The organism is Streptomyces sp. TLI_55 (assembly GCF_900206255.1).
In the GTDB taxonomy this organism is placed as follows: domain Bacteria; phylum Actinomycetota; class Actinomycetes; order Streptomycetales; family Streptomycetaceae; genus Streptomyces; species Streptomyces aquilus.
The window spans coordinates 295,569-316,083 of record NZ_OAOJ01000002.1 but is presented as its reverse complement, the minus strand read 5'-3'; the positions used below and the strand labels follow the sequence as shown (position 1 = coordinate 316,083).

General features: G+C 71.0%; 18 protein-coding genes. 10 read left to right on the top strand and 8 right to left on the bottom strand.

Translation table 11 applies throughout. From position 1 onward, the window contains the following. Positions 1–29: 29 nt before the first annotated feature. On the bottom strand, positions 30–2,267 hold the full coding sequence (locus CRP56_RS44280) for a tetratricopeptide repeat protein (RefSeq protein ID WP_257042279.1): 2,238 nt from the start codon (positions 2,265–2,267) through the stop codon (positions 30–32). A 185-nt stretch (positions 2,268–2,452) separates the two neighbouring features. Here CRP56_RS44280 and CRP56_RS44275 point away from each other — a divergent pair, with 185 nt between their 5' ends. After that, on the top strand, positions 2,453–5,260 hold the full coding sequence (locus tag CRP56_RS44275) for an AAA family ATPase (RefSeq protein ID WP_097275525.1): 2,808 nt from the start codon (positions 2,453–2,455) through the stop codon (positions 5,258–5,260). Positions 5,261–5,547: 287 nt separating this feature from the next. Then, positions 5,548–5,838 carry a hypothetical protein gene (locus tag CRP56_RS44270; protein WP_143665015.1) on the top strand — a complete coding sequence of 97 codons (291 nt, stop codon included), beginning with the start codon at positions 5,548–5,550 and terminating at the stop codon, positions 5,836–5,838. A 24-nt stretch (positions 5,839–5,862) separates the two neighbouring features. Here the strand turns inward: CRP56_RS44270 and CRP56_RS44265 are convergent, their stop codons facing one another. Together CRP56_RS44265 and CRP56_RS44260 are read right to left on the bottom strand one after the other, a co-directional pair. After that, positions 5,863–6,879, bottom strand: coding sequence for a hypothetical protein (locus CRP56_RS44265; RefSeq protein ID WP_143665014.1), 1,017 nt, complete (start codon positions 6,877–6,879; stop codon positions 5,863–5,865). Positions 6,880–7,202: 323 nt separating this feature from the next. Continuing rightward, positions 7,203–7,445, bottom strand: coding sequence for a hypothetical protein (locus CRP56_RS44260; protein WP_097275518.1), 243 nt, complete (start codon positions 7,443–7,445; stop codon positions 7,203–7,205). 84 nt (positions 7,446–7,529) lie between these two features. Between CRP56_RS44260 and CRP56_RS49405 the strand changes: the two genes are divergently transcribed. After that, a complete protein-coding gene (locus CRP56_RS49405; RefSeq protein ID WP_373559788.1) occupies positions 7,530–7,769 on the top strand; it encodes a transposase in 240 nt (79 codons plus the stop codon). Positions 7,770–7,901: 132 nt separating this feature from the next. Further along, positions 7,902–8,165 (top strand): transposase, encoded by a 264-nt coding sequence (locus CRP56_RS48085; RefSeq protein ID WP_218878124.1) that lies wholly within the window; start codon positions 7,902–7,904, stop codon positions 8,163–8,165. Between the two features lie 352 nt (positions 8,166–8,517). Here the strand turns inward: CRP56_RS48085 and CRP56_RS44250 are convergent, their stop codons facing one another. Further along, positions 8,518–9,405 carry an MBL fold metallo-hydrolase gene (locus CRP56_RS44250; protein WP_097275516.1) on the bottom strand — a complete coding sequence of 296 codons (888 nt, stop codon included), beginning with the start codon at positions 9,403–9,405 and terminating at the stop codon, positions 8,518–8,520. 1 nt (position 9,406) lies between these two features. After that, entirely contained in the window at positions 9,407–9,982 is a 576-nt protein-coding gene (locus CRP56_RS44245; RefSeq protein ID WP_097275514.1) for an NADPH-dependent FMN reductase, read from the bottom strand. Between the two features lie 185 nt (positions 9,983–10,167). Between CRP56_RS44245 and CRP56_RS44240 the strand changes: the two genes are divergently transcribed. The 3 genes from CRP56_RS44240 to CRP56_RS44230 all read left to right on the top strand — a co-directional run bounded on the left by CRP56_RS44240 (position 10,168) and on the right by CRP56_RS44230 (position 13,430). Next, positions 10,168–11,139, top strand: coding sequence for an Lrp/AsnC family transcriptional regulator (locus tag CRP56_RS44240; protein WP_097275512.1), 972 nt, complete (start codon positions 10,168–10,170; stop codon positions 11,137–11,139). Positions 11,140–11,400: 261 nt separating this feature from the next. Further along, the gene (locus CRP56_RS44235) at positions 11,401–12,915 is read left to right on the top strand and encodes a GMC family oxidoreductase (RefSeq protein ID WP_097275510.1); all 1,515 of its coding nucleotides are present in this window, start codon (positions 11,401–11,403) and stop codon (positions 12,913–12,915) included. 134 nt (positions 12,916–13,049) lie between these two features. Then, on the top strand, positions 13,050–13,430 hold the full coding sequence (locus tag CRP56_RS44230) for a peptidase inhibitor family I36 protein (protein WP_179851382.1): 381 nt from the start codon (positions 13,050–13,052) through the stop codon (positions 13,428–13,430). A 98-nt stretch (positions 13,431–13,528) separates the two neighbouring features. Here the strand turns inward: CRP56_RS44230 and CRP56_RS44225 are convergent, their stop codons facing one another. Beyond that, positions 13,529–15,466, bottom strand: coding sequence for a S53 family peptidase (locus CRP56_RS44225; RefSeq protein ID WP_097275506.1), 1,938 nt, complete (start codon positions 15,464–15,466; stop codon positions 13,529–13,531). 218 nt (positions 15,467–15,684) lie between these two features. Further along, complete coding sequence (locus CRP56_RS49400) at positions 15,685–15,993, bottom strand: lantibiotic dehydratase C-terminal domain-containing protein (protein ID WP_373559787.1); 309 nt, start codon at positions 15,991–15,993, stop codon at positions 15,685–15,687. 49 nt (positions 15,994–16,042) lie between these two features. On the opposite strand from CRP56_RS49400, the gene CRP56_RS44220 reads away from it, so the two are divergent. After that, positions 16,043–16,720: a hypothetical protein gene (locus CRP56_RS44220; protein WP_097275505.1), complete on the top strand. Its 678-nt coding sequence runs from the start codon at positions 16,043–16,045 to the stop codon at positions 16,718–16,720. Positions 16,721–16,988: 268 nt separating this feature from the next. Here the strand turns inward: CRP56_RS44220 and CRP56_RS44215 are convergent, their stop codons facing one another. Beyond that, positions 16,989–18,119 carry a glycosyltransferase gene (locus CRP56_RS44215; RefSeq protein ID WP_097275504.1) on the bottom strand — a complete coding sequence of 377 codons (1,131 nt, stop codon included), beginning with the start codon at positions 18,117–18,119 and terminating at the stop codon, positions 16,989–16,991. Positions 18,120–18,514: 395 nt separating this feature from the next. Between CRP56_RS44215 and CRP56_RS44210 the strand changes: the two genes are divergently transcribed. Continuing rightward, on the top strand, positions 18,515–19,099 hold the full coding sequence (locus CRP56_RS44210) for an RNA polymerase sigma factor (RefSeq protein WP_097275764.1): 585 nt from the start codon (positions 18,515–18,517) through the stop codon (positions 19,097–19,099). Continuing rightward, positions 19,096–20,298, top strand: coding sequence for a CU044_5270 family protein (locus CRP56_RS44205; protein WP_097275503.1), 1,203 nt, complete (start codon positions 19,096–19,098; stop codon positions 20,296–20,298). Before CRP56_RS44210 ends, CRP56_RS44205 begins: the two co-directional genes overlap by 4 nt. The last annotated feature ends 217 nt before the right edge of the window (positions 20,299–20,515 follow it).

Below are 20,515 nucleotides of genomic sequence, written 5' to 3'. Positions count from 1 at the left end.
TGCCGTGCACACCGCCATCGCGGACACACTCACGGTCGGAGTGCCTGCGCCCTGGCTTCCATCTCGGCGGCACGGGCGACACGCAGGCTGGTGAAGAGTTCGGCGGCCTCCAGCCAGCAGGTACGGGCCTCCTCGATGGCTCCGCGCCGCTGGTGGACCGTGGCGAGGTTGTCGAGTGTTTCAGCCCGGTTGTAGACGTCGAGGGTCTCCTCGAACATGTGCAAGGCCTTCTCGAGGTTGTCGACCGCGGCGTCGAGCTCGCCGAGGCCGAGCCGGGCGACCCCCAGCGTGCCCCAGGCCATCGCTTCGAAGCGGCGCTCCCCGGTCACCCGCGCGACGGGCAGCGCCTCCTCGCACAACGCGACGGCCTCGCGGTGTTCACCCAAGTCGGAAACCTTGAAGGCCAGTTCGAGGAGAGACCGGACCAGTTCGTCCGGCCGGTCGAGCGTACGGGTGATCGTCAGGGCCGTACGCGCGTGGGACAGCGCCTCGTCGAAGCGTCCGAGCTTGCTGCACACCCAGGAGGCACGCCGTTCGGCGCCCGTGCGGTGCTCCGTGGGGAGCCGGGGCAGGTAGGCGAGCCGGGTCTCAATCAGGCCGCCGGTTTCGTCGCCGCGTCCGGTCTCGATCAGGGCGCGGATCAGATTGTGGCTGCTGCGTTCGACGGCGACCGGGTCGTCGAGCTCAAGGGCCGCGTCGAGGGCGATGCGCGTGGCGGCGATCTCCTCCGGCCAGCGTCCCGTGGCCTCGTTGTAGGCCACCCACTCCAGCGCGACGGCAATCCGGCGGCGTTGCAGCCTCGGGTCGTCCACGGCACGCAGGGCAGCTGCCGCCGTGTGCTCCTCCTGGCGGTACCAGTCCAGGGCGTCCGTCCGGTTGTCGATCGGCACGTGGACCGCGCCCGCCGCCGGATCGTCGGACAGGCCGGAGCGGAACTGCTGCATCACGTAGGCGTTGGCGCTCTTGGCGTTGTGGTGCAGGTAGCTGAGCAGCCGGTCCAGGGCGCCGAGACGGTCGTCGTCGTGCCGCTCGGCGAGTTCGGCGCCGTAGGCACGCACCAGGTCGTGCAGGATGTAGCGGCCCTCGGAGTCCCGGGAGAGCAGGCTGGCCGAGGCCAGTTCGCGAAGATGCCCGCGGGCCTGCGCCATCGGGAGACCGGCGAGGGAGGCCGCCGCCTGCGCGGACGCGGCCGAGCCGGGGTGGAGGGCCAGGTAGCGGAAGAACCGGGCCGTGTCCGGGGCAAGCGCGCGGTAGGACCGGGAGAAGACGGCGCGGACGTCGACACTCCGGTCCCCGGCGGACAGTGCGTCCAACCGGGGCCGGGCCTCGCGCAGCTCGGCGACGGCGACTCGCAGCAACAGGTCGGGTTCGGCGCCGAGTTGGGCGCCGACGACCGCCACCGCCAGTGGCAGGTACCCGCACAGCCGGACCAGTTCCGCCGCGGCTTCAGGCTCCGCCGCGCACCGTTCGGCGCCGATCCTGGCAGCCAGCGCGGCGAGAGCTTCCGGGGGCGTCCACACATCGAGACTGACCGGTGTGGCGCCTTGGGCCGCGGCCAGACCGAGGAGCTGATCGCGTGACGTGACGATGGTCAGGCACCCGGGGGCGCCGGGCAGCAGAGGCCTGACCTGCTCGGCGTCCCGGGCGTTGTCGAGGACCACCACGAGTCTGAGGGAAGCGGCCCGCCGGCGGAACAGAGCGCCCCGTTCCTCGGTCGCGGAGGGGATGTCGGTACTGGGGACTCCGAGCCCCCGCAGAAACACGCCGAGGGCGTCGCCCGGGTCCAGCGGTTTGCCGGCATCGTCGAAGCCGCGCAGGTTCACGTAGAGCTGGCCGTCGGGGAACCGCTCGGACATCTGGTGCGCCCAGTGCACCGCGAGGGCCGTCTTGCCGACACCGGCCATTCCACCGATCGAGGAGATGACGACATGGCCGCCCCGGGCGGCCGCCCGGTCCTCGAGGGCGCGCAGCTCCGCCAGTACGCCTTCGCGGCCCCGGAACACCGCGAGATCCGGTGGCAGTTGCCGCGGGATCGGCCGACTGCCCGGCCGGGCCGCCGCCACCAGACGCCGCCGCTGCTCCTCGTCCACTTCGAGGGCGTCCATCAGTTCACCGAGTGTGGCCTGCCGCGGCAGGCTCTTGCCCCGTTCCATGTCGCTGATGGCCCGGACGCTGACGCCGGAGGCCTCGGCCAGGCTCTCCAGAGTGAACAGTGCCTTCTGCCGTGCCTCACGCAGCAACGGACCGAACGCGCTCGTCTCCACCATCCACCCCCGAATCGATCTCCGGGGCAAGCGTCTCACGAGGTGGATCTTCGCCGCCCACCGCGGCAGACCCAAACTGCATGTGAACTGCCTGGCCGAGCGGACCCCTGTCCGGTGGGATGAGGAACGGCCTGGAGAACGTCCCGCGCACCCGGTGGGAGCGTTCGCGCAGGGGAACAGGGGTCATCATGAACGCAGCCGCCGGGGCCGTCTCGCTCAGCGCATCAGCACAGCAGGACGCTGTACCAACGCCCGTATCGCTCTCCGTCGCCGCGGTCCGCGAGCGGCCGACGGCGGCCCGCCTCATCGGTCGCGACAGCGAACTGCGGGCGATGGAGATGTTCCTGCGGCAGGGTCTTGTCGGCGGGGCTGCGCGGACTGTGTACGGGACGGCGGGCTCGGGCAAGTCGGAGCTGCTGGAAGCCGGGGTGGAGGCCGCGGCCGGCGCGGGCCTGCGCGTGCTGCGCTGCGCCGGTGTACGGGGCGCCGACCCAGGCCCCCGCTCGGGGCTGCTGCAGCTGATGTGGCCACTTCTGGACGGCCCTCTCCCGGCCTGTGACCCAGGCCCGCTGAGAGACCTGGAGGAACTGCTGCTCGACAGCGCGCCCGGCGCCGTCACGGCACCGCTGCCCTTCCTGGTGCTCGGCGCTCTGGAGTCGGCCGCGGCCGAGCAGCCGCTGCTGCTCGCCGTGGACGACTTCGACGCGCTCGACGCAGCCAGCGCGACCGTACTGGCCTTCGTGGCGCGGCGGACGGCGGGACGGCCGCTGGCGGTGCTGATAGCCGCCCGCCCCGACCCCGGACGGCGCACCTTGCTGACCGGCCTGCCCGAACTGCCGCTCGGTCCGCTGTCCCTGGCGCACTCCGCCGAACTTCTGGCCCTGCGGCGTCCGGGCTGTGACCCGCTGGCCGAACGGGAACTGCTGGCGACCGCGGCCGGAAACCCCCTGGCTCTGCTCGAACTCCCGGCACGGACCGCGGAGTCGGTGCCCGACCTGCCCCCGTCCTCCGACCGGCTGGCCGCCGCGCTGGCCCCGGGTGCGGCACTGCTCCCGGCGGGCACCCGTGATCTGCTGCTGGTGACAGCTCTCCACCCCGATGGCGAACTGCCGCTGCTCATGTCGGCCGCGGCCCGGATCGGGGGCACCGCACCGGGCTACGAGGCGGTGGAGCAGGCCGAGCGGGAAGGGCTGTTGGTGTGTGAGGGCACGGGGTTGCGGTTCACGCATCCCGCCACGGCCGGCGCCGCGGTGCACGGTGTCGGCCCGGCTCGCTGCCGTGCCGCCCACGCGGCCCTGGCCGAGGTGCTGGAGCGGGACCCGGTACGCCGCGCGTGGCACTCGGCTCAGGCGGCGGAGGGCACGGAGGCGGGGCTGGCCGCCCGGCTGGAGGCGGTGCACGGCGACGCCCTGGAGCGGGGTGAGCCGCTGACGGCCGTCCGCATGCTACGGCGCGCGGCGGACCTGTACCCCGCACCCGAGGACCAGGGGCGCTGTGCACTGCTGGCGGCCCGGCTCGCCCACGACCTCGGTTCGCGGCGTATGGCACGGATGCTGGCGCGCCGGGCCCTGAGGCACCCGCTCGGACCGCTCGGCACACTGTGCGCCCGCCTCCTGGCGGGGCAGAACGCCGGGGACGGGGACGAGCGGCGTTCCTTGACAGACCCGGCCGACTGGCCTGCGCCGGACGGCTCCCGCGAGATGGAGCACGCCTTGGAGCTGGCCCGGCTCACTGCGCCCGGGATCGCGGGCGACGTACGGCGTTCCGAGGCGCTCCTCGCCTTCCTCGACCACATGCCTGGGCAGGCGGCCGATCCACGGCTGGTGCACGCCATGGCGATCGTGGGCGGCACGCGTCGCGCGGGAACCGTCGTCGCACGGTTGCCCGCCACCGCGGACACACACCTGCTGCCCGTACACGACCTGGAGCGGCTGGGTGAGGCCGCCCTGCTGGCCGGGGCGGCGCTGCGGGCGCTGGACCTCTACCGGCAAGCGGAACACCGGTGCCGTTCCCGTGGCCTGGACGACCGGCTGCCGCAGTTGTGGCTACGCCAAGGGGTGGCACACCTGCTCATGGGGGACTGGGGCCAGGCCGGGCGTTCGTTCACTCGAGGCGACGGGCCGGCACCGCACCGCGGCCAGAAGCAGCTCACGTCCGCCGCAAGCCTCCTCCGACGCCTGGTACGGGCGCTGCAGACAGGCACGGTGCCCTCCGTCGACACCGCGGAACTGGCAGCCGCCCGGCTCTCGGTCCGGTTCATCGACGACGTCGTCGCGGTTGCCACGGCCTGGGCTCGGGTGGAGGGTGGCGACTTCGCCGAAGGTCACGCCGGACTCCTCGCGCTCCTGACGGACCCGGGCCGCACCGCCGTGCCCCGGTACGCCCTGGTTCCCTTCGCGGAGGCGGCGGACGCTGTGGGCACCGGCCCGCAGGCACGGGCGTTGCTGAACCGGCTCACCGCCGAGACGGAGGCGGATCGCACCTCGCCGATGGCCGCCGAGCTCGCCGTAGCAGGGGCGGTGCTCTCCTGTGAGCAGGACGCCGACGACCGGTACGGACAGGCGTTCGCCATGGACTTGTCCCGACGTCCGTTCCTTGCCGCGTCGTTGCGGCTGGCCCACGGACGGCTGCTGCGGCGGAGGCGCGAGGTCACCGACTCCCGCGTTACCCTGCGGCAGGCGACGGCCGCCTTCACCGTGGCGGACGCACAGGCTCGGGTGGCGCGCATCACCGCGGAGCTGCGCGCAGGCGGAGCGCGGACGGAGACCGTCACCTCGGGCGAGGCCCGGCCGGCGAGCGTCCGTGACCTGCTCAGCGCGCAGGAGCTGCGGATCGCCCAGCTCGCGGCGCGCGGTCTGTCCAACCGGGCCATCGGCGAGGAACTGGGCCTGGCGCCACGCACCATCGGGGCGTACCTGTACCGCATCTTCCCCCGCCTGGGGGTGACCGCGCGTACTCAACTCGTCGCGGTGCTGCGGGAGCTGCGCGACGACTGACCGGTGCGGTCCGAGCGGGCGGTGTTACGACGGGTCGACGCGCTGGGCGGGCGAGGTGCTGCCCGGTTCGGGGAAGCCCTGGTCACGGTGCGGAGTCAGCGTGCACCAGGAGAGCGCAGTTGCTCCAGGACCGCCCGGTCGGGCCGGCCGCGGGCGGCTAACCGGGCGATGCTGCGGGGGCAACACGTCGCCGGTCGGTTCCGGCCTGATCCGTGCCGGCCCGGTCGCTGCTCGGCTGCGACCAAGGGCTCCCGGGATTCCAGCGGTCGGCGCCGGTGCCCGGCGCCGTGCGCGACCCGCGTCACCACCGACAGCAGCGGCCACTGCCCGGCCCCGCCGCCGAGGGCCTCGGCGTAGCGGGCCCGGGCCTCCTCGTCGGTGGCGAGCACGGCATGGGCGTAGGTCAGGCCACGTTCCGGCAGGCCTCCGCCAGGACCAGCGCCCAGTCGGTGCGCGCAGCTGAGCGTCCATCGGCAAACCGGCCGGCGCCGGACGCCGCCGGCGCGCGGGTGAGGGCGGCCGGGACGAAGACCGAGGCGGACAACCGCCTCCTCGTCTTCGGCGCCGATCGCCCTTGAGGGGCGCCTGAACCTCAACCAGGATCAGCCGTTGTCTTCCGCACCCGCCCGACCCTGCTCCTTCAACATCGCAAGCTTCGCCATCGTGCCTTCACGGCGTGCCTTGCGCCATCCCTGTTTGGCGAACACTCCGTTGAAGAAGGTCTGCACACTCTTGATCGGGGGAGCCGAGAAACCGGATGACGTGTGCGGTGCATAGACGATGGCGTCTCCGGACACCTCGAGCCAGCCAGTGCAGATCCGGTTGGCCAGGCCGACAGCTTGCGGCCCGAACGAGTGCGCGGTCAGTCCGGCGCGGCGCGCGCCCTCAGGAATCAGGCCGGGGGCAGCCTGGAGGAGCAGTCCCCGCTCACTGTGACCGGCGACATGGACGGGAACGACGACGGGGTACCCGTCCGCGCCGCGGTAGCCGAGCAACTGGTGTGCCAGTCTGTCCATCCTGCTGTGGAGCCTGCCCGTGTCGACCCGCGGCCCTGTGCCTTTCGTGGGTTCTGACTGGGTGGCAGGGGTGTCCGGCCAGGTGATGCCGGAGACCGTGCGGTGCCCGGTGCCGTGTTCGTCGGGCCAGGAAACCACCCGCCGCACGGCGATGTCGATGACGATTCGGTTGTTGAAGTAGTCACCGAGGATCCAGTTCCAGAACCGTCCGCTGGGTATCGGGCCGAGAAAACGCTCGACACGCGGTGTGAGGCTTTGCAGAATCTCAGGGGACGGCTCCAAGGGAACCTCGGCGACCCCCTGGACCAGGACGAAGTCCGCGGCCTTCGCGAAGCCGTGCTCCCGGGTGTGATAAGCCATCGCGACACGAGAGTCGCGCAGCAGGTTGAACAGCTTGCCGTTGAAGGCCAGTGATGTCGTCACACCGATCGCACCTGCGTCCCGGTCGACAAGGCCCGTCGGTGAAACCGGAATGACCACACAGCCACCGGCAGGCGTGCTGTAAGCGAGAGCGGTCACCAAGTCGCCCGCCATGACGTCCTGCGCGGCGTCCGACCAGGGCACGATGTCAGCCGCAGCACCCGGAGGTATCGATTCATTCATAATACGTATCCCTTTACTCGGAGGCACGTGTGATCCACTCTCGACGCCCGCTACGAGGACCGACTTCCGCAGGTAGGGGCCGTTCCCGTGAGTAACAGGAAGCTCGGCGGCACCGAGCCACTGGTGATGCGCAGCAGATGCAGGGACGTGACGGGGACTCCTCGCCCGGCACCGCCGCGGGGCGCTGCCCCAGGGCCTGCCAAGGTGCGGTGCCCTGATCCGCAGGGGAGTTGGGAGTGGGCGGCCCCACTGGATCACCGACTCTGACGCCGAGTCGTCAACTCGCCTCGGCTCACCACAAGATCAATGGCCGGCCGATTTGGTCATGACGACTTGCGTATGTGCACCAGCAGGCCGATGAAGCCCGCGAAGAACCCGCTGGCCAGTCCGGTTATGGCGTGGTTGACAGTGTTAGCCGTCGCGTCTGCGGGCAGGCCGACCAGGCTGCCGTTGACGAAGGCGCTCACCACGGCGCCCATGACACCACCGAACAGGCCTCCGACGGCGGCGGTGCGCACCTGGGCCGAGCGCGTGTCGGCGCGCTTCGGAGATGTGCGTGTGCTCAAAAGTGTGTTCCTCCCCAACTGGCCGCGGACAGGTCGTCGGCGGCTACGCGGCACACCCTGTGTCACGGGCCAGACATATGTCAAATGGCCCACCGGAGCGGCGAGTTGCCGCTCAAGTGTGTGGTCGGGACACCTAGGCCGAGTTTTAGAACCGGGCCTCATGCCGTGATGATCGCGGTGTGGGGCGTGGGGATTGACGGGATCCGCCGGCGGGTGCGAACCAGTGCTCCGTGGTGGGATCTGCCAGTGGGGTTCGGGCCGTGGCAGACGGTCTACGGGCTCTTCCGCCGCCGGCAGCGGGCGGCATCCGGGCGGCGGCGCTGACCGGGCTGCGGGCCAGGGCGGATGCGGCCGGGCTGATCACATGGGAGGTCAACATCGACTCCACGATCTGCCGGGCACACCAGCACGCCGCCGGCGCCCGCCGGGAGGGGCAGGCCCAGCAGGAGCCGCCCGGTGGGGATCGGCTGCGAGCCGGACGCCCACGGGCTCGGCCGGTCCCGGGGCGGCTGGACCACCAAGATCCACCTGGCCTGCGACCAGGACCAGCGACCGCTGTCGCTGCTGGTCACAGCGGGCCAACGAGGAGACAGCCCGCAGTTCGTGACCGTCCTGGAAGGCATCCGCGTGCCCCGGGCCGGGCGGGGCCGTCCGCGCAGACTGCCCCTGCGAGTGCGAGCAGACAAGGCCTACTCCTCGCGCGCCAACCGCGCCTACTGACGCAGGCGCGGCATCCGGTGCACCTTGCAGTCCTCACGGTCGAAGGCGTAGGGACGAGGCCCGGCATGCCGTCGAGTGCGGCATCAACCGGCTCAAGCGCAACCGAGCGGTGGCCACACGGTTCGACAAACTCGCCGTTCGCTTCGAGGCCACTGTCCACATCGCCGCGATCGACGAACGGCTGTGACCACACGGGGCTGTCCGCCCCGCATGCCATCCACCACGGCCCGACGCAAACCGCGCGGCGTCCAGGACTTCGTCCGGGTCACCGTCCAGCCATCACCACCGGCCACCACTCCGGACTGGGCCCGCCCGCAGATCACCTCAGCGACGTCGAAAGGGAAAGGGGCACTCACAGCGTCTTCGGGGGCGGCAGGAGCGCGGTGGTCGGGACCGGTTCCCAGCGGTCGCCGGTCAGGCGTCCGAATGTCTGGTCACCGAAGTGGAACGCGAAACCGATGGTGTGCGGTCGGGCCAGCTCCGCCGCGATGCGCCTGCGGCCCGCCGTCACCCCCGCGTGGTCCATGTCGGGCCGCGAGGGCCACTCCGGATGTACCAGCTGTGCCGGGGTGTGGAACACGTCCCCGAGAACCACCACCCGCTCGCTCCCGGCCGTGATCACGTACGAGGTGTGCCCCGGGGAATGCCCGGGTGTGACGAGGGTCCGCACGCCGGGAAAGATCTCCTGGTCGTCGTCGACCGGAGTGTGGGCCTCGCCGATACGTGTGAGGATCTCCGCCGCCGGTGCGCCCGGCACCACCGTGCCGCAGTCGTGCGGCGCCCATTCGGCAGCGGCAACGAGGTAACGGGCTCGCGGGAAGGTCTTGTCCGGGGAGAAGGCCCAGCCGGTGTGGTCCACGTGCAGATGGGTGAAGGCCACCGCCTCGATGTCCTCGGGCGCGTGTCCGAGCCGGGTGAGCACCTCCAGGAGCGCGCCGCTGTCGCTGTGGCCCACGACGTCGTCGACGACGTGAACGGGGCCGCTGACCGGGCCCAGACCGGCGTCGATCAGCAGGCTGCGCCCGTCCCGCTCGACCAGCAGACCGCCCGCCGTCATGGGTACCCGGCCGCTCCCGTCGAGCGCGTCCGGGCGGTCGGCCCAGTAGGCCGGGTCGAAGCCCGGGAAGAAGGCGGAGGGGAGCATCGCCATGGCGCCGTCGACGACATATGTCAGCCGGACGTCGCCCAGTTCGAGCGACCGGACCGCGGACTGCTCGTTCAGCTGGCCTGCCTGGTGCATGTCACACCGCTCCTACCGGCTGGTCCTGAGTGGCGAGTTGCGCGAGGGCGTCGATCAGCGCGGACAGGAGTTGCTGGGGCGCGGTGCCGTCCGGGAGTCGGCCGTCGTCGTCGAACTGCTGGTGGGCCTGGAAGAGCAGGAACTCCGGCTGCTGCACGACGCGGGCGTTCATCTTGTGCAGCACCTGACGCAGGGCCAGCTGGGCCCGGACGGTGCCGAAGGGGCCGGGTGAGGCCCCGACGACGCCGACCGGCTTGAGCAGCAGCGCGGGGCCGCCGTCCTCGGCCGGGCGGGAGAGCCAGTCCAGGGCGTTCTTCAGCGTGCCCGGTATCGAGGCGTTGTACTCGGGTGTGGCGATCAGCACCGCGTCCGCCTCCTGGACGCGGCGGCGCAGTTCGGCCACGGCAGGCGGGGCCGGGTGCTCCTCGTCCTCGTTGAAGTGCGGCAGACGGCCGAGTCCGTCGAAGTGGTCGAAGTGGTGGTGCGCGCCCAGCCGTTCGGCCTCCCTCAGGAGGGCGGTGTTGAACGAGTCGCGGCGCAGACTCCCGGACAGGGTGAGGATGCGGAGGCGGGTCACAGTCTCTTCCTTCGTGGTTCGCACGGGCGGTTCCACCCCGGCGATCACCGGAGCGGACCGGGTCGGTACGGGTACCGGCCCGCCGACCTCGACGTGATCAATCCTCGGCACAATGGCGGTATAGCGCCAGAACCGACATCAAGAAATCATGTTGTACGCCATGCATAGCGGCTATCTTGCCGAATATGCGCCAATCCCTGGATGAGACGGATCGCCGGATCGCCGCCGCTCTGATCGCCGCACCGCGCGCCTCGTGGCGTGCGGTCGCCACCTGCCTGGGGCTGTCCGAGCGCACCGTGGTGCGGCGGGCCGGGCCGTTGTACGCCGACGGCACCCTGCGCGCCACCGCGGAGCGCAACCCGATCCGTTTTCCCCATCTGGTGCCCATCGCCCTGCGCATCCGCTGCCGTCCCGACCGCGTCAGAACGGTCGCCTCCACCCTGGCGCGGCGCACCGACACCCTGTGGGTGGACATCCTCGGCGGCGGAGACGAGATCAGCACCATCGTCCACCTGGACGGAACGGAGCAGCGCAACCGTCTGCTGCTGCGCGACCTGCCGGCCACCGCCGCGGTCCACAGCTGGACCTCCCACACCCTGCTGAGGATCTTCCCGGCCTCCCTCAACTGGGGTGCCCGGCTGCTGAGCGACGAGGAGACGACACGCCTCGGGGTACGGCCCTTCCCGCTCCGCACACGATCACCGGCCCCGCTGTCCGAGGCCGACCTGGCAATGATCCAGACTCTGACCGAAGACGGCCGCACCGACTACGCCACCCTCGCCGAGCGGGCCGGCACCACACCCCGCACTGCCCGGCGCCGCCTGGAGAGCCTGCTCCACGACGGCACGGTCCGTCTGGTCACCGAGACCGATCTGGCCCTGCTCGGGCTGGAAGTCAAGGCCCAGCTGTGGCTGTCCGTTAAACCGAACGCGCTCCAGGCGGCGGGCGAACACCTCAGTCGCGAACCCGCCGTCCGCTTCACCGCGGCGACCACCGGGCCCGCCAATCTCCTGGTCATGGTCACCACCACGGACCTCGACGGCCTGTACCGCTTCCTCACCGACACCATCGGCGGGATGGACCAGGTCACCGCCATCGAGACCACCCCGGTGCTGGCCACGGCCAAGCGGACCGGGCTGATCCGCCCGGGTTTCTGAACCCGGGCGGAGGGCGGGCAACGTCCTGGCACCGCTGATCGCGTCTCTCGATCGAGACGGTCACCGCCCGGTCCCGCTCCGGTTCCGCCGAGCGAGGTCGCATCATACGTATCTACTCGCGGGCGTTTCTCCCTAGAAATACATATCTCGTGACACACTTGTGGTTCACTGATACCTGATATGACGAATCATTGGTTCGTTCGCTCTTGCGGTCGATGTCGAACCGACGATTCGCCCAGGACCATGGAGAACGGATCAGTCATGTCTTCTCAGCGATCTGACCACGACGTCGTCATCGTCGGCGGCGGCACGGCCGGCTGTGTGCTCGCAGCGCGTCTGAGTAAGGATCCCGGCACCCGCGTGCTGCTGCTGGAGGCGGGGTCGGCCACCCTACCCGAGGCCGTGGCATACCCGCCGGCCTGGCCTTCGCTCGCCGCCTCGGAGGCCGGCTGGGGGGACGCCACGGTGGTCCAGCAGTCCTCCGGAGCGCCGGTGCCCCTTCCGCGCGGGCGAGGCCTGGGCGGCTCGTCCGCCATCAACGCCATGGTCTTCGCCCGCGGTCACCACACCAGCTACGACAGCTGGAGCGAACACGGCGCCAAGGGCTGGACGTACGACGACCTGCTCCCCTACTTCGAGCGCAGCGAGACGGCCACGAGCGGTGCGCCCGGCCGCGGCACCGAGGGTCCGCTCACCGTCGGACCGGCCCGGCACCCCAACGAGATCCTGCTCTCCTGCCTCGACGGCGCGGTCGAGAACGGCCACCGCCGGGCCCTCGACATCAGCGGCGGCCTGGAGGAGGGCTTCGCCCCGGTCGACCTCAACATCGTCGCCGGGCGCCGGCAGAGCGCCGCCGACGCCTACCTCGCCCCGGCCCTGGAGCGCCCCAACCTCGACGTGGTCACCGGAGCGACCGCGCACCGGCTGCTCTTCGACGGCACGCGGTGCGTCGGGGTGGAGTACGGCGTCGACGGCTCCACCCGCACCGCGACGGCAGCAGGCGAGGTGGTGCTGACGGCCGGGACCATCGGCTCCGCGCTGCTCCTGCAGCGTTCCGGCGTCGGCGCGGAGGACGACCTGCGGCAGGCCGGGGTCGATGTCTTCCACCGGCTCCCGGGGGTGGGCCACAACCTCCACGACCACCCGCGTGCCAACCTCGTCTACGAGGCCCAGCAGCCGGTTCCCACCCCGCGCAACAACCACGGCGAGATCCTGGGACTCCTGCGCAGCACCGAGGACGTCGACGGGCCGGACACGCAGATCATCTTCATCGACATCCCGCTGCCCAACCCGGTCGCGCCGGTCCAGAACGGCTTCTCCATCGGGATCTCGCCGATGCGTCCGATCAGCCGCGGTTCGCTTCGGATCAGCTCGGCCGACCCTTACGCGGCACCGGTGATCGACCCGCGTTACTTCACCGCGGAGCAAGACGTCCGCGTCGTGCTGTCCGGTATCGCCACGGCCCGCCGGATCGCCGGTTCGGCCGCCCTCGCCGGATGGGGGGTGAAGGAGATCAGCCCGGGGCTCGACACGGTGGACGAGGAAGCACTCGCCCAGTACGTCCGAAGGTACTTCGGCTCCTACTGTCACCCGGTCGGCACCTGCCTCCTGGGTGAGGACGAGATGTCCGTCGTCGACTCGGAGCTGCGCGTGCACGGCCTCGAAGGCCTGCGGATCGCCGATGGCTCGGTGATCCCCTCCATACCGTCCAACAACACCAATGCCACGGTGTACGCGATCGCCGAGCGCGCCGCCGACCTGCTGCGCCGATCCTGAGCCGTCGGGCGGCCGCGGCCGGTCCACCGTCCGCACCGCCGGGACGGGCGCGGATGAACCATCCGAACGATTGCTCGCGTTACCTGAGCGAAGCCTGCCGCTGCGGCAGGCCAGTCATGGAAAGGGCGCGCAAGGTGATCAAGAAGCGACTCGCAGCACTGCTCATAGGAGCGGCGGCGATGGGTGCCGCAGTGGCAGGCCCCGTCTCCACCGCCTCGGCGGCACCGGCGAGCGACGGCGGATGCGACTCCGCCACCTACGAGTTCTGCGCGTACACCGGTACCGGTTACACCGGCTCGTCCATCAAGGTGCGCTGGGGACAGCCCGACCAATGGATCTCCCTGCGCAACACGGCCCTGTGGCACCAGATCTCATCCGTGGTGAACAACACCAATTACACCTGGGGCCTGGCCAGCGACGCGGGCCAGGTGTACCTGTCCGTGGCGCCGTTCCACCACCTCTCGAGCCTCGGGAGCGCCGACAACAAGGCGGAAGTCCTGGGGCTCTGGCACTGATCCGATCGTCGGTCCTGACACCGGTACCGGCGTCAGGACCGCAGCGGGCGGGTCCGGCGAGCCGCCGGACCCGCCCGCGGGTGTGGTGCGAACTGTGATCAGTGCCGACGGTACGACTGGACGTAGCCGGTCGCGGGTGTGCCCACGCCGGTCACGTCGTCGTAGCCCTTCACGGCCTTGAGAGAGGTGTCCTTGCCGAGGCTGCGCACCGACGTGAGCAGGCCGTCGGTGGCGTCGTGACCGTTGGCGAAGTCGACGCGGGCCACGGCGAGTTCGCTGCCGGTCGGGGTGTCCGTGACGTCGTGGTAGCCCTTCGACCCGTACCTGGCGTAGATCGCCGGGTTGGCGAAGCCGAGGGGTGTGCCGCCGCGGGCCTCCTGGGCCAGGGCCTGCACCGCAGCGACGACCGGAGCGGCCAGTGAGGTACCGCCGATGCGGGACTCGCCGTACCGCAGTGACCCGTCAGGGAAGGTCTGCGTCTGGCCGATGAGGAAGCCGGTGTTGGGGTCGGCGACCGCGGAGATGTCCGGGACCACCCGGTTGCCGTCGGCACTGTTGGCCTTCGCCAGCGCGTCCGGGACGATGCCGTGCTGGTAGAAGGGCGCGGCCACGGTCGTGCTGGTGCCGCCTCCCGCGCCGCCGTTGAACGTGCCGGGGAAGCCTGCCCAGGACGTGCCGTCCGCGGACAGAGCGGCCCTCTGGGTGCCCCAGCCGGTCTCCCACAGGTACTTGTCGTTCTTGCCGACGGCCAGGGAGGTGCCGCCGACGGCCGTCACCCAGGCCGACTGGGCCGGGAAGTTGGTCTGCTTCGTTCCCGTGGCCTCGGCGTTGTCCCCGTAGTCGCCGGAGGAGAAGTAGAAACCTATGCCCTCCACGGCGCCGAGCTGGAAGACCCGGTCGTAGGCAGCCGCGATCTCCGGCGTCTGGTTGGCCTCCAGGTCGCCCCAGGAGTTGGAGACGATGTCGGCGAGGTGGCGGTCGACGACCGTGGACAGCGCGTCGTAGAAGGCGTCCGTGGAGCACGAGGAGGCGCCCACGTAGGTCACGTCCGCGGCCGGCGCGACCGCGTGCACGGCCTCGACGTCGAGGGTCTCCTCGCCGTACCAGCCGGCCGCCCCGCACTCCTCGGTGTCGGTCCAGGTGTCCGCGAGCACCTGGGTCAGCTGACCGGGCTTCCAGGCGGCGTCGCCGTGTGCCTTCGCGTAGACGGCCGCGTCCTTGGCGATGGTCGGCGAGGCGTAGGCGTCGGTGATGGCGACGCGCACTCCCTTGCCGGTGTACTTCCCCGCGCCGTAGGCGGCGCGCAGCTGCCGGCCGGTGTAGCCCTTGACGGCGTAGGGGATCTTGCTGCCGTAGGCGTCGGGCAGCGTGGTCGCGGTCTTGGAGCCGTAATACGTGGAGAACGGTCCCGAGTTGACGAACACCTCACCCGGCGGCGGCAGTTGGTCGTCGTGACCGACTCGGCGCGGCGCGTTGTCCAGGCCGGTGACCGCCAGGACGGCACCTCCCAGGGAGGACGGCACCGAGGCGGCGGCGGTCGGGGCGTGGTAGGTGCGGGAGCCCTTCGCGTAGTCGTGCAGCTGCGTGCCGAACGCCTTCTCCACGGCGGCCACTTCACCGGTCACGGACACGAAGTTCCGGGTGACGTCGGTGACCTTGAGCCCGGCCGACGTCAGCCAGGTCCTGACCGCGGCGACCTGGGCCTTGCTCGCGCCGAAGCGGGCCTGCGCCTGCTTCGCGCTCAGGTACTTGCCGTACAGCGGCGAGGCGGGGTCGGCGACCGCGCGCGCGTAGTCCGCGAGACCCTTCGCGTCACGCCCGGCGAGGTAGACCCGTACGGAGATCTCCGCTCCGTTCGGTGTGGCACCCCGGTCCGCCTTGGCCGTCGCCCAGACAGGCCTGGTACCGGCCAGCGCGTGCCGGCCAGCTGCGTCCGTGGCCTGGGCCTCGGGTGAGCCGAGCATCAGCGTTACCGCGAGCAGCGGTAACGCCGCGAGGCCGGCGCCGGCCCGCCGCATGGTGAGATCGTTCTTCATCAACACTCCTGCCGTTCGGTTCCGTTGCATGGAGTGGTCGGGCGGCTGGAAACCTGACCATTGATACGAACGGAACCGAACCAGCTCCGAGTTCACACCGATGTGTCCTGGCGACCGGTGTCACATCGAGCTGTCGGCGCCACGCCAGTGGTGTGGAGACGCGGTCCTGGACGCCGTGGCGGAGGCAGCCACCGTTGACCTCGCTCTCCCCGCGTCACCTAGGGGAGGTGACGGCGGAGGCTCAGGGTGTCCTCGGCCATTCCTCTGGCATACGCGTAGATTGCGCGTTCGGATTCCAGGGACGGGGCGAGGCGGCGGTTGCAGTGCATGTGCAGGAGGGCACGGAGGACATTCGACGGAGAGAGCCAGGGCTCGGACGCTGCTGCCTTGCGGAGCCCCGCGCCAAGGTGGGCCAGCCGCTCTGCCCAGTTGTCCGGCGCGGCGCTCGGGGGGTCGTCGGTCACCGACGGTGTTGACATCAGGACACGGGCCTCCCGGCGTCGGGAGGCGTAACCCCGGTGCAGCACCGGGTCCTTGGGGTAGGCCTGGAGCAGCCACTCGGCGGGGTCTGCGGCTGTGCTGCTGCCCGGCCTACGTCTCCAGGCGCCTGTCACCACCAGCAGCCCGCTGTCCGACCTGCGGGTGGGATGGGCAGGGTTCTGGTCGCGCCCCTGGCTGTGGAGCTACACGACGGCCGGGACCGTTCTCGTTGCGGCCTGGTTGGTCGGCTTCCAGATTCTCGGCCTGCTGGTCACCGCGCAGCGGTACGCCGGGGCGCGTGACTGGGGTCTGATCCAAGCGGCCTACGCCGCCGGGCTGTTGACCGGATCGCTGGTGTGCCTGCGATGGAAACCGTACCGGCTCCTCGCCATCGCGATCGCGACCAGTGGCGCTCTCGCCCTTCCCCTGATCGCCATGGGAAGTGGCCTGCCGCTGCCCGTCGTTCTCATCGCCGCCGTTCTCGCGGGGATCGGGCTCGATATCGAGGTCGTCACCTTCACCACCGCGTTCCAGCAGCACGTCTCCCCCACAGAACAAGGCCGGTTGAGCGCCTTCAGCGGACTCGGGGAGCGGCTTTCCATTCCCTTCGGCTGCCTTGTCACCGCGCTGGCCGCCCACTCGTGGACCAGCCACGGGTTGTTGCTGACATGCGGCGGACTGATCGTTGCCGCCACGCTTCTCAACCTGTGTGTCCCGGACGTCCACAGAATCAACCGTCTGCCGGGAGACATGGCCTCCGCCAGCGGAACATGACCTCGGCCGAGTGAACTCGGTGTCGTCCCGGGCACGTCATCGCCATGTCAGAACAGGGTGCCCGCCTACCGGCGGCCCCCCATCGACGCGACCGACGCACAGACACAGACCGGGGTGGCGCGCGCTCACGGCCGGTGCCGTGAGCGCCCTGGCCTTCGGGGTCGTCACCCCTTCCGCGCCCGCTGCTGTGCCGGCGGCGGCACGGCAGACGGCCACGGCCACGGCCGTCCGGGGGGTGGTATCGCGGCGAGCCGGTGTGCTGTGTGGGTCAGCTGAGGATGGCCGCAAGCTGGTCGGCGACCTCGCGGGGAGAAGGCATCGCGGAGATCTGCTCGGCGACGGCTTGCGCATGGGTGCGGTACGCGGCGTTGTCGAGTACCTCGGTGACGGCTTCCGCGACCGCGTCCGCTCCGGCGGGCGGCATGACGGCGACACCAGTGCGGGAGCCTGCCACGGCGCCGGCCTGGAGGAACTGGTCGGCGCCCTGCGGAACGACCACCAGGGGCAGGCCTCGCGACAGGGTGCCCAGGGTCGTGCCCGCACCGCCGTGGGTGACGACCAGGTCGACGCCGTCGAGGAGTTCGGTGAGGGGGGTGAAGCCGACGAACTCCACGTGGGCGAGTTCGTCGCCGTAGTCGGCGGCTGTGGCGGTCAGGCCCAGGGTGACGACGAGGTCGGCCTTCGGAGCGAGGGCATCGATGATCGGACGCAGGACCTGGGGTGCGGCGAAATGGGTGCCGAAGGAGAGAAGGACCTTGGGCCGCGGGCCGCCGGTGGCGCGGGTGGTGCCGGTGACGTCCGGGCTCTCGGCGCCGCGGTGGGCCTCCGGCCGCAGGGGCAGACGGCCCTCGGGCGCCTGCCAGTCGGGGCCCTGGAGCGCCTCGGGGCAGGGGTCCAGGTACCAGGTGGGGGCGGTCATGCTCAGGTCACGGGCCTTGTAGCGGCGCTCGGCCACCGCGTCGAAGGCGTTGGTGAACTGGGCGGGGATCAGCGGGCCGAACGCGAGCTTGGCGTACGGCACCTTCAGGGTGGCGGCGACGAGCGGGCCCACGTAGTCGGTGGCCTCGGCCACGATCAGGTCCGGGCCGAACTCCCGTGCCGCGGCGACTGCCTCATCCGCGGTCAGGTCGATCCGGGCACCGGCGAACAACTCGGCCGCGACCGCGGGGTCGGGCACGGTCGGGTCGTCCACGCCCGCGAGTCGGGCCGCCTCCGCCAGAAGTACGGGGATCTCAGGGCCGACGGGCAGCAGCGTGATGCCCTCGGCGGCGAACAGCGGCCCGAACGACGCCGAGGTGATCACGGCGACCTCGTCACCACGGTCACGGAAGGCACGGGCGAGGGGAAGCACCGGCAGCAGGTGGCCGTGCTGCGGAGTGCTGGAGAAGAGGATACGCATGTGTGCAGCCTAGAGCATTGAATAAAGTGTGTATCTATTCAATGTTTCATGATAGACACATGTCGATTCCTGTGTCTGCGTGCCGACTTAGAACTGCGCCTGCCAAGCCCGACACACTGCTGACCCTGACCATCCGACACGTCGCTGAACCCGTCGCACACCCCCGCCCGTGTGCCGGACCCGGGTTCAGGGCAGGCCGTTGAGCAGCAGCGACGGCAGATCGTCGTGGGACCTCGCTGACGAGCACGTGTGACACCCGTGGATGTCTCGTTGCCGTCTTCATCGCGCGTGCCCGACCGGCGTGACGCCGATCACAGGGGAATTCTCCGTCCGGAGGTAATAAACGGGCCGCTGCGCACATTTCCAGGTATGAAAGCCGAGATGAGGGGGTGCTCGTGACACCTGCCGAGCGCTTCCACGATGTCTACGAGCAGTGCTACCCGCGTGTCCTCGCCTATGCCACCAGCCTGGTGGGACGCGAGGTGGGCGAGGACATCACCAGCGAGACGTTCACCATCGCCTGGCGGCGGATCCACGACGACCTCCCGTACCCGGCCCTACCGTGGCTCCTCGGGGTGACCCGCAACCTGGTACGTGAGATGCGCCGCCGTGACGCGCTGCGCTACCTCCTCGCCGCCGAGGAGGCACAGCGCATCGCCAGCGGCGCTCAGGACCATGCCGGTGACGTCGCGGCGGTGGTCGCCGACCGGCACATCGCGCTGCAGGCTCTCGCCGGGCTGCCGGAGAGCGACCGGGAGTTGCTGACCCTGATCGCCTGGCACGGCCTGAGCAGCAAGGAAGCCGCGCATGTCCTGAAGTGCACGACCGCGACGCTGGCCGTCCGCCTTTACCGAGCGCGTCGGCGCCTGGAGAAGGCCCTGGAGGCGGCGCAGGCCGCAGACCCGTACGAACCGGCCGAGGTAGCGCCGGTCCGCCCCACCGGCACGCCCCGACCGCACTGCGAAGGAGCACCCGCGTGAAGAACGCACAGGATCGATCGAAGCGACCCGACGCCATGCAGGCGCTCGTGGACGCACGGCCCGATGAACTGGACCCGGCACGGCTGACCGACCCGGCACGGCAACGGCGGGACTTCGTCCGCATCGTCTCCGAACCCGTCGACAGCCGCGTGGCACGCCGGTCCCCGCGCTTGCGTCCGCTGGGGGCGGTCGCACTCGCGGCGGTGGCGGCGTCCGTGGTGGTGTCCGTGACCTCCTTCGACCGGCAGGCACCGGCCGATCAGGCTACCGCGCAGCCGTCGGCCCCGGTCAGGGCGCACGCCCCGAGCGCAGCCACCGACCTGCGGGTCGACGGACGTATCGAACTGCTCAGCGCGGCCAGGAAGGCGGAAGCCTCGCCCGCCGAGGGGACGTACTGGCAGACCACCACGCTGTCGCAGTCTGTGGATGTCGCCGAGGTGGGCGGGCGGCTCTTCGCCGTGCGCAGCACGGCGACCGACGCCTGGTCGGTGGGCGTGCGGCCGGGGACGAAGAGTCTGATGGTCTCCGGTCTGGACTCCGTGACCGAGCCACGGACCGCGGCGGACAAGGCGGTGTGGCAGGCCGTGGGTTCGCCGCGGACGGTGCCGGTCAAGACCGGGCACTCGGTCGCCTTCACGATGGGGACCGGACGGCCGACGGTCATGCGGACGGACGTTGGCGGCAAGATCTACGCCGTCGGCCCGGACAACGTCTCCTACGAGGACCTGCGGGCGCTGCCCGCCACCAGCGACGGACTGCGCCGTTACCTGGAGAAGCTGTACGCGCGGGGCAACGGGACCGAGGGCGCCGGGACCGACCGCACTGCCTGGCTTCTGCGACAGGCGGGCAACCTCGTCACGATGCCCGTCAAGCCCGGCGTCCGGGCAGCGGCTTACCGGGTGATGGCCGGGCTGCCCGGAGTCCGGGTGGTCGGTCATGTCAGCGATCCACTGGGGCGTGAAGGTGTGGCTGTCGAGTTCCCCGGCACGTACCGGACGCCGCTGGGGACGACGAAGCAGCGGCTTGTCATCGACGCCTCCACCGGTGACCTGCTCAGCGACGAGCTCCGGATCGTCGCGCCCTCGGCGAGGGCCGAGGCGGCGGGTCTGAAGGCGGGCACCGTGGTCAACTACCAGGCGACCAGCCGGATGGGCTGGGGCGAGCGTCAGATCGCCGTGCCGAAGAACGCCCACAACTGATCCGGGCACCCGCCCGGGCAGGCGAACGCGGTCGCGCTGTGACACGCGGCCGGCGCCGGGCCGCGAGCTCTTCGGGGGCCGCGGCTCCGGCGGCGCGACCGCAGCCCCTTGTCTGCCCCGCACCTCACGGCACCATCCGGCCCCCGTCCAGCACCGCCTGGCCCCCCAGCCCCCTCCGGGGCACCTCGAACCTCCCGAGAAAGCCCATGCTCATGCG